This is a genomic window from Breznakia sp. PF5-3, from assembly GCF_029504745.1.
In the GTDB taxonomy this organism is placed as follows: domain Bacteria; phylum Bacillota_I; class Bacilli_A; order Erysipelotrichales; family Erysipelotrichaceae; genus Breznakia.
In genome coordinates this window covers 18,003-31,026 of record NZ_JAQFIQ010000007.1, presented here as the reverse complement: position 1 = coordinate 31,026, position 13,024 = coordinate 18,003, and the positions used below count along the sequence as shown (strand labels likewise).

10 protein-coding genes are annotated in these 13,024 nt (G+C 32.8%); all 10 read right to left on the bottom strand.

From position 1 onward, the window contains the following. Nucleotides 1-15 precede the first annotated feature (15 nt). Nucleotides 16-2,439: an excinuclease ABC subunit UvrA gene (locus M2475_RS02825; RefSeq protein ID WP_277489459.1), complete on the bottom strand. Its 2,424-nt coding sequence runs from the start codon at nt 2,437-2,439 to the stop codon at nt 16-18. Nucleotides 2,440-2,581: 142 nt separating this feature from the next. After that, nucleotides 2,582-3,127 (bottom strand): DNA-3-methyladenine glycosylase I, encoded by a 546-nt coding sequence (locus tag M2475_RS02820; protein ID WP_277489458.1) that lies wholly within the window; start codon nt 3,125-3,127, stop codon nt 2,582-2,584. A 126-nt stretch (nt 3,128-3,253) separates the two neighbouring features. Then, a complete protein-coding gene (locus M2475_RS02815; RefSeq protein ID WP_277489457.1) occupies nt 3,254-4,672 on the bottom strand; it encodes a glycoside hydrolase family 1 protein in 1,419 nt (472 codons plus the stop codon). Between the two features lie 18 nt (nt 4,673-4,690). Then, on the bottom strand, nt 4,691-6,067 hold the full coding sequence (locus M2475_RS02810; RefSeq protein ID WP_277489456.1) for a M24 family metallopeptidase: 1,377 nt from the start codon (nt 6,065-6,067) through the stop codon (nt 4,691-4,693). Nucleotides 6,068-6,076: 9 nt separating this feature from the next. Further along, entirely contained in the window at nt 6,077-7,525 is a 1,449-nt protein-coding gene (locus M2475_RS02805; protein WP_277489454.1) for a M81 family metallopeptidase, read from the bottom strand. Between the two features lie 14 nt (nt 7,526-7,539). Continuing rightward, on the bottom strand, nt 7,540-8,979 hold the full coding sequence (locus tag M2475_RS02800; RefSeq protein ID WP_277489453.1) for a M81 family metallopeptidase: 1,440 nt from the start codon (nt 8,977-8,979) through the stop codon (nt 7,540-7,542). A 66-nt stretch (nt 8,980-9,045) separates the two neighbouring features. After that, nucleotides 9,046-10,473 (bottom strand): PTS transporter subunit EIIC, encoded by a 1,428-nt coding sequence (locus M2475_RS02795; protein WP_277489452.1) that lies wholly within the window; start codon nt 10,471-10,473, stop codon nt 9,046-9,048. A gap of 275 nt (nt 10,474-10,748) precedes the next feature. Beyond that, nucleotides 10,749-11,579, bottom strand: coding sequence for a PRD domain-containing protein (locus tag M2475_RS02790; protein ID WP_277489450.1), 831 nt, complete (start codon nt 11,577-11,579; stop codon nt 10,749-10,751). A 21-nt stretch (nt 11,580-11,600) separates the two neighbouring features. Next, entirely contained in the window at nt 11,601-12,047 is a 447-nt protein-coding gene (locus M2475_RS02785; RefSeq protein ID WP_277489448.1) for a PTS glucose transporter subunit IIA, read from the bottom strand. Nucleotides 12,048-12,268: 221 nt separating this feature from the next. Then, nucleotides 12,269-12,922, bottom strand: coding sequence for a phage head-tail adapter protein (locus tag M2475_RS02780; RefSeq protein ID WP_277489447.1), 654 nt, complete (start codon nt 12,920-12,922; stop codon nt 12,269-12,271). Nucleotides 12,923-13,024 lie beyond the last annotated feature (102 nt).

Sequence of the window (13,024 nt, the reverse complement as noted above, 5' to 3'; positions counted from 1 at the left end):
CTGCTATTCTTTAATCTATAAATATCGTCCTGTGATTGATTTCTTATTTTTCTTAATATCCTCTGGCGTTCCAGTAGCGATAAGCTCTCCACCTCGTTCTCCACCATAAGGTCCAAGATCAATTATCCAATCGGATGCTTTTATAATTTGTTGGTTATGCTCTACTACAATTACTGTATTTCCATAATCAACAATTCGATTCAATAATAAAATAAATTTTTCCACATCCAATGGGTGAAGTCCAGTTGTTGGCTCATCAATTAAATAAAGATTTTGTTTTCCTTTGTTTTGCATTAACTCGCTTGCTAGTTTTAAGCGTTGTCCTTCCCCTCCTGAAAGGGTATTAAGCGATTGTCCAAGTTTCAAATATCCAAGTCCTACATCTTCCAACAATTGCAATCTTTCACTTATTTTCTTATGAACTTTAAGAAAATGAAGTGCATCACTTACTTCCATATGTAACACATCACGAATCGATTTACCATTCCATTTTATATTTAATACTTCATCCGTGTATTGTTTTCCTTTACATACTGGACAAACAACATTGATATTTTCAAAAAACAACATATTGCTTTCTACATATCCTAAACCTTCACAATGTTCACATCTTCCCCCTTTGGTATTAAAAGAAAAACTAGAACTTGTATACCCTTGTTCCTTAGCTTCTTTTGTAGATGCAAATAGCATACGCAAATCAGTAAAGATTGCTGCATAAGTTGCAACGTTTGAACGTTTCATTCTTGTGATTGGGGAATGATAAATGGTTATGATTTCATCATAATCTTCCATATCTTGATGCATTTGTTCATGTAAAACACCAAAGATTAAAGAAGATTTCCCTGAACCTGATACCCCCGTAATACTACTTAAGCAATGTTTAGGAATATCAACATTAATATATTTAAGATTATGTAGATGTGCATGCTTTATGTGTAGCCAACCTTGGTTGGGCGAGCGTGTAATCGTCTTTACCACTGCTGGATTTTTTAGATACTGTCCTGTAATTGATGACGGTTGTTCTTGTAATTCTTGATAAGTTCCTTTGCCAATAATCTTACCACCATGTTCTCCAGCACCAGGTCCTAAGTCAATAATTATATCAGCTGCTTTCATTACATCGATATCATGCTCTACAACGATAACGGTATTACCTAAATCACGAAGTTGTTTTAGTATCGCAATCATTCCATCTGTATCTTTTGCATGTAAGCCTACGGTTGGTTCATCTAAAATATATAAAATCCCTGTGATATCTGAATCTAAGGTTGCTGCGATTTTAATCCTTTGTGCTTCCCCACCAGATAAGGTAATCATTTGTTGATCAATAGTTAAATACCCAAGTCCAACTTTCATAATTCTTTGAAGCTTTGCCTTTGCATCCTCTATATAATTCTTACTAAGTTCATAGGCTTCTTCACTAATCATTGTTTCTAAGTTCTTTAGCCACTCATACAAGCGTTCCATCGATAATTCAACAAGTTCAGGAAGTCGTGTATCCAAAACACTTACTTCACGACTCAACGGCTGCAAACGCTCTCCATGACACGCTGGACAAGGCATATTTTTAAAATACATGCTTTTATACGTATTACGTGAAGCTTCTTCTTTTACTTTCTTCCACAAATAAGAAGCGATTCCTTCATACTTCCCACCTTCTACGGTTTTAGGGAATGCCATTTCTTTATAACGTTCTGGCATATCTTTATCATGAATTCCATATTGCAATATCTGTTTTTGTAAGATACTAAAGTTTTTTACTTTCATATGCTTTTCATAAGGTATTTCAAAATGTGATAAAGCATTATAAAAAGAAGTTATTTGATAGTCTTTATATTTATGCTTCCAAAGCTTTATCGCACCTTCCTCAAGCGTTAATGATTCATCTATAACAGATTCCCAATCAATCTCTAAAACTTCTCCTAGCCCCTGACAGGTAGGACATGCTCCTTCTTTGGTATTATAAGAAAAATAAGAACGTGTTAATTTATGCATTTTATGCTGACAAATATTACAGTACATATAAACTGTAAAATCTCCATCATGAAATTCCACTTCCTCTTTACATTTTGATGCATAGATATCATTCCCACAATTCGGACACTTCCGTTTTCCTAATTTCTCATATATCATTCGTAAATCAGTATAAATATTAGTTTGCGTTCCTACTGAAGATCGCGGATTACGGTTTGCTGATGTTTGCGTGATTACAACTGCAGGTGATGTATTACGAATATAGTCAATATCTGGTTTTTGAATTCCTTGATATCCAATTGCTTCCAAATACTGTCTTTGACTTTCTTGATATAATGTATCAATTACCAACGATGTCTTCCCCGATCCTGATACACCAGTAAAGAGCACCAATTTATTTTTGGGAATTGTTAAAGAAATATTTTTTAAATTTTTCTCTCTTACACCACTTAAACGTATTTCCATAAACACACCTCATTTTCTTATCTTCATCATACAGGGTTTTTATAGCATGCACAACTTCCCCATATCAAAAGAAAACAATGATAATAACTAATATAAAAAAGAATTGATTCTGTATCTTACAGTATCAATTCCTTTAATTAGGTTATTTCCAATCGCAATCATTTTCATGATCGTTTACCAATCCCATCGCCTGCATATAAGCATAACAGATTGTAGGACCAACAAACTTAAACCCTCTTTTTCGTAATGCTTTACTTAATGCTTCTGCCTCTTTAGACACCACTGGTGTATCTTCCATCGATACAATGCTATTTACAATTGGCTTATTATCTACAAACGACCATAAAAATTTATGAAAGCTTCCATACTCTTCTTGAATCTCAATAAAATGCTCAGCATTAATCTTCAAAGATTCCAATTTTAATCGATGTCTGATAACACCTTTATCTTGCATCAATTGTTCAACTTTTGCTTCACCATAAGCTTTTATTTTCTTTGGATCAAAGTTATCAAATGCTATTCTCATGGTTTCTCTTCTTTTTAAAATCGTATCCCAAGATAACCCTGCTTGCATTCCCTCTAAAACTAAAAATTCAAATAACACATGATCATCATATACAGGTTTTCCCCACTCTTTATCATGATATTCATGCATCGCTTCATCGTTTGCCCAATTACATCGTTTCATAAAACCTCCATAAGTAAATTACATTATCCTTATTTTACCATAGACGGATTTATTTTTTCATCTTAAAATAGCATTTCAAACATAACATACAAAAAGCAGAAAATGATTTCTGCTTTTCAAATACTTTTATTCATTGTGATGATCATAAAAATCCTGAATTAAATTTTTAAACCAGTAATAACTCTTCTTAGGAATTCTTGGTAATTTTGGATCATCAAAATCAATCCTCACAAATCCATATCGTTTTTCATATCCATTAACCCAGCTATACAAATCCATTGTGGACCAAGCATAATAACCACAGACATTACATCCATCTTCACGAGCTTTTAGCATATACTCAATGTAACCTTGCATCATTTCAATTCTCTCATCATCTTGAACATACCCATTCTCATCAGGTGTTTCGTACATTCCGTGTCCGTTTTCCGTAATGTAAACAGGTATATCTCCATAAAGCTCTTTAATTTCTACAAGTGCATTATAAATACATTTAGGATATATTTCTCTTCCCCATAAATTACGTTTTGTATGGATATCATCTGTTGTTTCAAACCAGTCTTTAATACGAATCCCTTCCTTTGATTTAGAACCTTTCCCTTTATTGTTATGGAATACTTCTGTTTCACCCTCGCTGTAATCTGTTAAGTAAACACGATTATATACATTTAATCCTAAATAATCAATTTTTCCATTTGCGAAATCAATAGCATCTTCAAACTTTATAAACGATGTATCAATATTATTTTCTCTTAACATTGGTATCAGTGCGCCAGGAATTTTTCCTGTGATTGAAGTTTCCAATACTAAATCAGTGTAAAATAGATCAGCCATCATTTTAATCTTTTGTGGTTCTTTAGTTCCAGGAGCAATTTCTGCATTGCTATTATCATGAACAATGGCAATACGTCCTTTCAATTTCATATCATGAAATACCTTTACTGCTTTTGCGCTTGCTAATATTTCATGATACAAAACACGATAAAAACGATCAAAATCAACTTTATGATTAGGTGGATAATTCCCTACCATATTTGTACAATATGCATAATATCTAGGTTCATTAATCGTTGCCCATAAATTAACACGATCACCAAATGCTGTAAAACATACTTTTGCATACTCTACAAAGGCATCTACTGTTTTTCGATTCCCAAAACCATCCGCCTTTGCAATCGGCTCTGGAAGGTCATAGTGAAATAATGTTATATTAGGTTCTACACCTTTCTCTAAACAATAATCTATTACACGGTTATAAAAATCTATTCCCTTTTGATTTACTTGTCCAACTCCTTCAGGAATAATCCTAGTCCAAGCAATAGAAAAGCGATATGTATTTTGTCCACCTTCTACTAACATATCAATATCTTCTTTATAACGATGATAAAAATCACAGGCAATATCTCCTGTTGCTCCATTAATATTGAGTGGACTTTCATGAGAGAAAACATCCCACTCCCCTAATCCTTTTCCATCTTCATTCCATGCACCCTCACATTGATATGCCGCAGTTGCACTACCCCATAAAAATTTATCTTTACGCATTATTTGCCTCTCTTTCATTTATTTTATTACTGCTAATACTTTATCTTTGTTTAAAAGATAAGGAGTAAAGTATGCTGTTGCTATACTTGTTGGTAATACTTCTTCATTTAATTCAATTCCCAATTCTTCCATTATAAATTTTCTTCTGTTCACAAATCGTTGCCACATTTGTGGATATTTACTTTTTATTTCAGCACGTAAATTAGCATCTGCAAGAACAACACCACTCTCACAACTTGCTCCTCCATAACCTTTTATTGACGGAATGATATCAATCTGAAATAACATTCCACTTTTGATTTCTTCTTTTGAATTTGGATATACAGGTGAAGATAGCCATTCTTCATCAGCACATAGATGACCTGGATTTAAACTCCATCCATATTGATCCTTTGGTAAAACCGTATTGATTGCACTATATAATGTTGTACCATCTATTCCAATTTTTATCATTTCTAACCATGTGACAACTGCTTTAAAATATGGCTTAGCAACTCTATTTACATAATCTCTTTCATTAATTGGAAGTTGTTCTTCATCACTAACAGCATATCCACCACGGCTTTGAAGTCCTCCTTTGTAACCAGTTGTAATAGATATTTTATCACCCAGTTTTACCTCATTAGAACTTGGATACATATTTGCATTTATAAACCTTTCTCCTGCAGCCATAATGGTAACAACACTATGCCTTTGTCCATAAGATGAAAGTCTTGATGCTATCTCCATTTCACTTTTTCCAATTTCAAACTCTGCCAATGCTTCCAACATACAATTTCCAGCCAAAGTAGCTCCAAATTCATAATGTGCAATTTCATTTGCATTATTCGTATTACGAGCTCCTTCTTCACCAATAAATAAATATGTTCCATTCACAAATTTTGCATTAGGACATACTTCCTTTAATCCATCCATCACAAAGTATGGAATATCAAACAATTGACTGTAATCTTCTATCGTATTTGTGAAATTCTTCCAACCTACAATTCCTATTTTTTTAGCTTGATTTATTTTACATTCTGCTAATATCTGAGATACTTTTCTAGTATTATCCATCGGTTGATTAGGTAATGAAAAATGTGGCATATGAATAGCATTTACTTTAATGCGTGCCTTTGAGGCTTTATTCAAATTCTCATTGCCTAATACCATATAGGCTTCTCCATTACTATGCAATACAAGTAATGCTTCTTCAAATCTTGGCAAAAATCCACATAGATATTCAAAATTGGAACCATGTTCTAAATCTGCATAAATGATGATTACATCAATATCATCACATTTCATTCCCTTTAATATTTTATTTTTACGTTCTTTTATCGTATCATCACTCAATTCTACTGGTTGAATATTATACTCAACCTCTGGCCGTTTTACTCTTTTAAGTTCAATCATTTTCATCTCCTATATATTATCGATCGGAAACATTGGGCGCATGATTAATTTAAAATCTAATGCCGATGTATCCTGAAGTGTTGCACCTTTAGTCAAAGACATAATACAAAGCTTTCCAGCTTCTAAAAGTTCAGGATGAATATATCCCTGTTTCACTATCAAAATATCATAATCATCTAAACTACAACCACATGCTTCAATTTGATGAATCTCAACAAAGGAATGATTATTTTCGCATATGACAATATCAATTGGTTTATTAACCACCGACACTCTAACCAATCCTCCATAATCACCATCTTCACCATACATCCGCGTTCCTTCTTGTCGACCTTTATATTTAACCGTTACTTTTAATTCCACCGGTTTTGACAATTCATCTATTCCCATTCCTACCTTAATAGTTACTATAGAACCAATTGAATAACTCATTAGTTGTTGATATGTGTTCACATCATGGATAGATGCAAATAAAACTTTTTTTTGAAGCTTCTCTACACTTATCACTTGTTCAAGAATAAATGTATTCACTCCCATAGAACCTGATGTTACATTATCACCTGAATCGGATATCACAACTGGTCTCCCTTCAAAGTTTAAAGCCATATTCAATGCTTCTTCAGGTTGTTTAGTAATTCCCGTGTAATGAAATTCATGACGACGATCAAAAACAAAGGATGCTAGCTCATCTGCCTTTTCATTTGCATAATCACGATATTTATCATCGCATGGTATAACCACAATCCCACAACCTGCGACTGGCGTATCATGACGGATATACCCAACATGCCATGATGCACTTAAAATTCTTTCATCCTCTTCTAAAGCATCCATAAAACAATTAATTGATTTCACTGGTTCATCTAAAGAAACGGTTTGTTCTCCGCCTAAAATTAAAGGTAATTTTCGATAAACAGGAGTAATCCTTCTTCGTTCACGAACTAATTTCACTAATTCACGACAAACAAATTGTACAGTTTCTGGAATATCTGTATGTGGGGCTTCACGAAAAGAACGGATAATGTTTGCGCTCTCTACATATTCCTTACAAAGATTTCCGTGAGGATCACAAGAAATTCCAATCGGCATATAAGGACCTACTATTTTTCGTACTTCCTTCAATAAATGATGTTCCCCTGATCCAGCTTCTAAATCTTCAATTTCACTTGCTCCATGTAAATGAAGATAAATAGCATCAATTTCATTACGATTTTCTTTGATTGCATCTAAAATACTCTGTTCAATATAATTGAAAGCCTTCTTTTTCATCACTCCACTACATCCTGCATCTGCGCAAATCACAGGAATCAATTCTATATCTTCATCACGAAAAACATCTCCTAATTGCATATGAGTAAGGGCCTCTTCACCAAAAGAAAGAGCTGTGTTTTCTAAATCGCTCATCATTGGTACATTGGCATTAGCTTCTAAAACAAACTTTGCAACTAATATTTTCATTGTTCTATACCTCCTTATATCTTGTCAATCGGAAACATTGGTCTCATAATACGTTTGAATTTTAATGATGCTGTATCTTGTGGAGTTGCACCATCCGTCAATGCCATCACATTCCCCGCACCAATTGCTTTCAATTCTGGAAATATATACCCTTGTTTCACAACTACAATATCGTAATCTTTTACATCAATTCCAATCTTCTTAAATTGCTGTAGTTCACACAACGCCCAATTTGTATTTGCAATAATTACATCAATGTTCGTACCCACGAAATTAGCCGTTACACACTGTCCGAAAATAGAATCAGGATCATGCATCATGAAACCAAAAAGTTCTCCATTTCCTACAATCTTCACCTTCCCTCGAATTGGTTTACTTAACTCGTCATAACCAACACCAAGTTCAATATCAATTATTGAATCTTCAACTTTTGATAATTGATTATAGGTATCAGGATCACAAATAGAAGCGAAAAGAATCTTTTTATTCACTGTATTGGTCTTTAAGACATTCTCCAATAAGTAGGTATTCCATCCTGTTGCTCCCGAAGTCACATTGTCACCTGAATCAGTAATAAAAAATGGTTTCTCCTTAAATGCATACGCATATTTTAATGATTCTTCTAACGACATCGTCAATCCTGTATAATGAAAATCATATCTTTTGCTCCAGACATAAGCTGCTAATTCATCTGCTTTTTGATTTGCATATTTTTGATGTTTATCGTCACTTGGAACAATCACGATTCCACAACCTGCAACTTCGCAATCATGTCGTAAATAGCCTACATGCCATGATGCGCTCATGATTTTTTCATCTTTTTCCAATGTATTTAAATATGTATTGATTGAATGTACAGGCTCATCCTCTGACACACTTTGCTCACCACCCAATATTAATGGCAATTTTCTATAAATTGCATGCATTGATCTACGGTTTTTTAAAAGGTCACAAAGCATTTGGGCTACAATATGCATTGTTTTATCTGCATCAATGTGTGGAGATTCACGATAACTTCTAAGAATTTGTATTGCTTCTACATATTCTTTTTCAAGATTTCCATGTGGATCACATACAACAGCAACTGGCATATATTCACCTACCAATCTCCGAATTTCTTTCAAAATATGATGATCTCCTGAACCTATTCCTTGCACCTCGCTTGCACCATGAAGCATTAGAAAAATTCCATCAATTTCATGGATATGGTTTTTTATCTTTTTTAATAAGTAGTTTTCAATATATTGAAAACTAGCTTTTTCTATAACTCCTGATGCGCCTGCATTTGCATATATAGAAGGTATCAATTTGATATTATTTTTATCAAATACATCCCTAATTTTCATTTTTCTTATACATTCATCACCAAAGCTTATATCATAATCCTTAAGTTCACACATATTTGGAACATTTGAATTAGACTCGGTGACAAATTCTCCAACTAAAACTTTCATATTTAGTCCTCTCTGTCTGCTTTTTATAGAAACAAAGACTCCTATTATAGTAGGAGTCTTTGCGAATTATTTTGCAGTAACTGTTTCAGTTTCTCCTACCATATCAATTTCCGTTTCACTTACTTTATTCATTCTTTTTAAAATAAATGTTGTTGCAACAAACGATACAACAATCGAAATTGCACATACTATCCAAAATAAAATAAAGTTTCCCATACTTCCATCTTCTGGCAAGAAGAATAAAGCGGTCAATAATCCTGGGCAACCTCCTACAACGTAGTTTTGAAGTCCAAAGATACCAGCTACTAACCCACCAGCAATTGCTCCTGTTGCAACTCCAACAAGGCATTTTGGACGCATAATCAAAGAACCATAAAATGCAGGTTCAGTAACTCCACAAAGTGCAGTTACACCAAAAGATGCAACCAGCCCTTTTTGTTTTCTATCTCTTACATGCAATGCGACTGCCAATGCTGCTGCACCAATACATAAATTTGATACAAGTCCAGTTACTAACACCCAATTATCTGCTCCTGTTGTAGCAATCGATTCAATCATAATAACTGTAATTGCCTTATCCAATCCAAGCATAACCATATATGGGTATAAAGCTGCAATTACAGGGACTGCTAGCCATCCAGCAACTCCCATAAAAGCTTCCATAAAGTTTCCAACCGCACCACTCAATTCAGTTCCAATTGGTCCCAAAACAATTAATGTTACTGGCACAACAATTGCCATTGTTAACAGTGGTTTTAAAAAGAAAACTACCATATCAGGAATGATTTTAACAAGTAATTTATTCACAAAATACATAAAAACAACACCAAATACAATTGGCATTACACTACTTTCATAAGCAACTGCCGGAACTGAAATACCAAAAAAATCTAGTCCTTCAACTCCACTTATTGACCCACTTACAAGAACTGCTCCTAAAAATGCTCCCATAATAGGTTCCATCTTCAATTTACTTGATAATGTATATCCTATCCAAACTGGTAACATAGAGAAACCCGCACTGAAAATTGCTAACATAATCTGTGCAGTTCCAGAGTCTACACCAAATCCCATGTAATTAACTAATAAATTTTTAATTGATAAAATTAATCCCCCTGTAACCAAAGCTGGAATAATCGGCATAAATACACCTGCTGCAAAACTACCAAATGCATTTACATAATAAGAGAAGTTCTTCTCTTCTTCCTCATTATCATCTGAAACAGGAGATTCATTACCTGATAATTTAAATCCTGATACTTCTAAAAAATCAGTATAAGCTTCTTGAACTGTTGGACCTATAATTAATTGAATTTGTCCCCCTTTTTCAACTACCCCCATAACACCTTCTGCTTTTTTTATAGCTTCTAGATCTACTTTTGATTTTTTAAAGAAGTGAATTCGCAAACGTGTGGCACATCTTTCAACAAACTTTATATTTTCTAATCCCCCAACATTCTCTAACACAACTTTTGACATTTCAATATATTTCATTCTTCATTTCCTCCTCAATAATTAATTAAAAACTATTAAGAGGTTTGGCCAGCCTTACTGTAACCATCCAATTTTATTTTATTTCAAACCTAGTATGATGACTTGGACTTTCATCATATCCCTTTCTACTAATTTTTAAATCACCAAACAATTCCTATTACATATATCCTTTTTTTTGCTTGATGTATAATAACGTATTCCCATGTATTTAAATACATTGTCGCATTTGGTAAATTAGTAAAACAAACAACCCCAAGATACGTTTATTATCTATTCTATTCTGTTAATCTTCCTAAATGAAAAAGTAAATACATCTTTTCATCTTCACTGGTTACATATCCATATTTTTTTTCAACATATGTAGCAATCTCGTTCACACACTCCATTTGCTTTGGTAGTTTTTCTTTTGCGGATTCCATTAATGTATAATTCAAAGCACTATTTTGCTCAAAGTGTTCTTGATTAATAATCCTTTGAATAAAAAATCTACAATGTGTCATAAAACGATCATAATTATAATTATCCTCTATATCAATATCAAAGTTTTGATTAACAATACTCGTAATATTTTCTAATATAGATGTTATTGTATACATTTCCATCATGTTGGATTCAAACTGAGAATTTACAATATGCAAAGTAATAAAATATGCTTCATCATCACTAAACGTAATTTTAAAATAATCTCTTAACATATCTACTGCGTGCAATGCTAATTTGAATTCTTCTTTATATAACGTTTTTACATTTACCAATAAAGTCATATCAAAATCTATTCCCATTTTAATTCTTTCGATAGAATTAACTATATGATCAGTTAATGTTACATAAATACTATCATTGATTTTCTTACCACTTTTTTCTTTTATATAAGCAATTATTTCTTCTGAAATAATGACATAATCTAATGGTATATCTTGAATCAATTCTCCAAACCGAGTTCTTGTATCCTTTTTTAATTCAAACCTCTTTTCAACTCTATGTTTATCTATCGTATCCCCTTTTTTCAATCCATAGGCAACCCCTTTTCCCGCAAGAATTACTTCGTTACTATCTTCATCAATTGCCATAACTATATTGTTGTTATAAACTTTCTTTGCAATCATCTTTGGCTACCTCCATATAATCTATTCAATACTTAACAATGGATCTCCTACTTCTATCTCTATTTCTTCATTGTTATCCACTGTTTGCACTTCTTTGTTTAACACAATAATTGGCACCACCTTTTCTAACCCCTTTTTCAAAATGATACTCCAATTAATTCGTGTTAATAAATCGCCCTTTTTTACTTTATCCCCAACTTTTACTTTTGTGTCAAAGGGTTCTCCTTCTAAATTCATTGTGTCGATTCCGATATGAATCAATATTTCTGTATCCTTTTCTGTTTTTATTGCAATTGCGTGTTGCGTTTCATAAACAAGTGTTATCTCTCCATCAATCGGTGAAGCAAACTCATCATTTTCTGGTATAACTGCAATTCCATCACCTAGCATTTTTTGTGAAAACATTTCATCATTCACCTTTTCTAATTTAATCGCACACCCTTTGACTGGGCTATATAATATTTCCATTATTTACCTCCTCTGTTTTTTAACAAAAAAAAGCAATGCACCATCAAACCAATTACTAATTGGATGATAGGCCTTGCTTTCTATTATTAAATAAAAATCACAACCCTAACGATCAATCTTCAATGTTAGAATACCTTATAATGTAAGCGTTGTCAATAAAATTTTAAATGTTGATGAAATTAATGTAGATATTATATTTATAAAATCTAAGCTGTTCATTTTCACAATACTTTCTTTAAGATTCTGGAACAGGCATCAACATGCATTATCCAATGCCTTGATAAAGGCATTGTAATTAATCCTTTAATATTTTTTTTGCACCAGTAATCAATCAGCCAAGCAGCATTTTCATCATCACTTACAACCTTTAACTCTTTTATTTGTTCTTTATCCATATTACTCATTTGGATTTTCAAATCAGAATAAGACAAATTTCTTAACAATTCTATCGTACTTTCGTTAACATCAACTATATATTGATAGAGTTCATCCAAGTTAAGGTCTTTGGAAAAATCAGAAATTTCTTCTTTTACTAATTCATTTCCAGTAGTAATGATAGGAGAGTTTATTCGTTTTTGATAATCCTTATCAAAGAAAATTTGCTTATCTTTTTGGATTAACGTATGTGTAACGATATCCTCAATCCGAAAAATATGCCAAAGTGAATAAACAATCGTCTTGTTGTGATATCCCTTTGCATTTATAAATGGTATCTTATCAAAATCATTTCTCTTTATAGTGTCTTTGAACTTGAAAATTTCCTTCAACAACCCCTTGCGTAATTCTAACAATGTATTAATCCCATCATTAAAAGAATCTTTTTTCTTTATTTGATTTTGCATGGTTTTATTCAAATCTGACCACTCAGAGCTCATAAATCATCCTCCTCACTTGTTAAGTATTATGCTTTCCCTTTTGTCATCAACACTACACTCTCTACATGCGGTGAGTGGATTGAATTAATGCGGATACTTGGG

Bases quoted from the DNA above. Each gene is read 5' to 3' on its own strand.
- M2475_RS02825 (WP_277489459.1), bottom strand. From the start codon at position 2,439: ATGGAAATACGTTTAAGTGGTGTAAGAGAGAAAAATTTAAAAAATATT.
- M2475_RS02820 (WP_277489458.1), bottom strand. From the start codon at position 3,127: ATGAAACGATGTAATTGGGCAAACGATGAAGCGATGCATGAATATCAT.
- M2475_RS02815 (WP_277489457.1), bottom strand. From the start codon at position 4,672: ATGCGTAAAGATAAATTTTTATGGGGTAGTGCAACTGCGGCATATCAA.
- M2475_RS02810 (WP_277489456.1), bottom strand. From the start codon at position 6,067: ATGATTGAACTTAAAAGAGTAAAACGGCCAGAGGTTGAGTATAATATT.
- M2475_RS02805 (WP_277489454.1), bottom strand. From the start codon at position 7,525: ATGAAAATATTAGTTGCAAAGTTTGTTTTAGAAGCTAATGCCAATGTA.
- M2475_RS02800 (WP_277489453.1), bottom strand. From the start codon at position 8,979: ATGAAAGTTTTAGTTGGAGAATTTGTCACCGAGTCTAATTCAAATGTT.
- M2475_RS02795 (WP_277489452.1), bottom strand. From the start codon at position 10,473: ATGAAATATATTGAAATGTCAAAAGTTGTGTTAGAGAATGTTGGGGGA.
- M2475_RS02790 (WP_277489450.1), bottom strand. From the start codon at position 11,579: ATGATTGCAAAGAAAGTTTATAACAACAATATAGTTATGGCAATTGAT.
- M2475_RS02785 (WP_277489448.1), bottom strand. From the start codon at position 12,047: ATGGAAATATTATATAGCCCAGTCAAAGGGTGTGCGATTAAATTAGAA.
- M2475_RS02780 (WP_277489447.1), bottom strand. From the start codon at position 12,922: ATGAGCTCTGAGTGGTCAGATTTGAATAAAACCATGCAAAATCAAATA.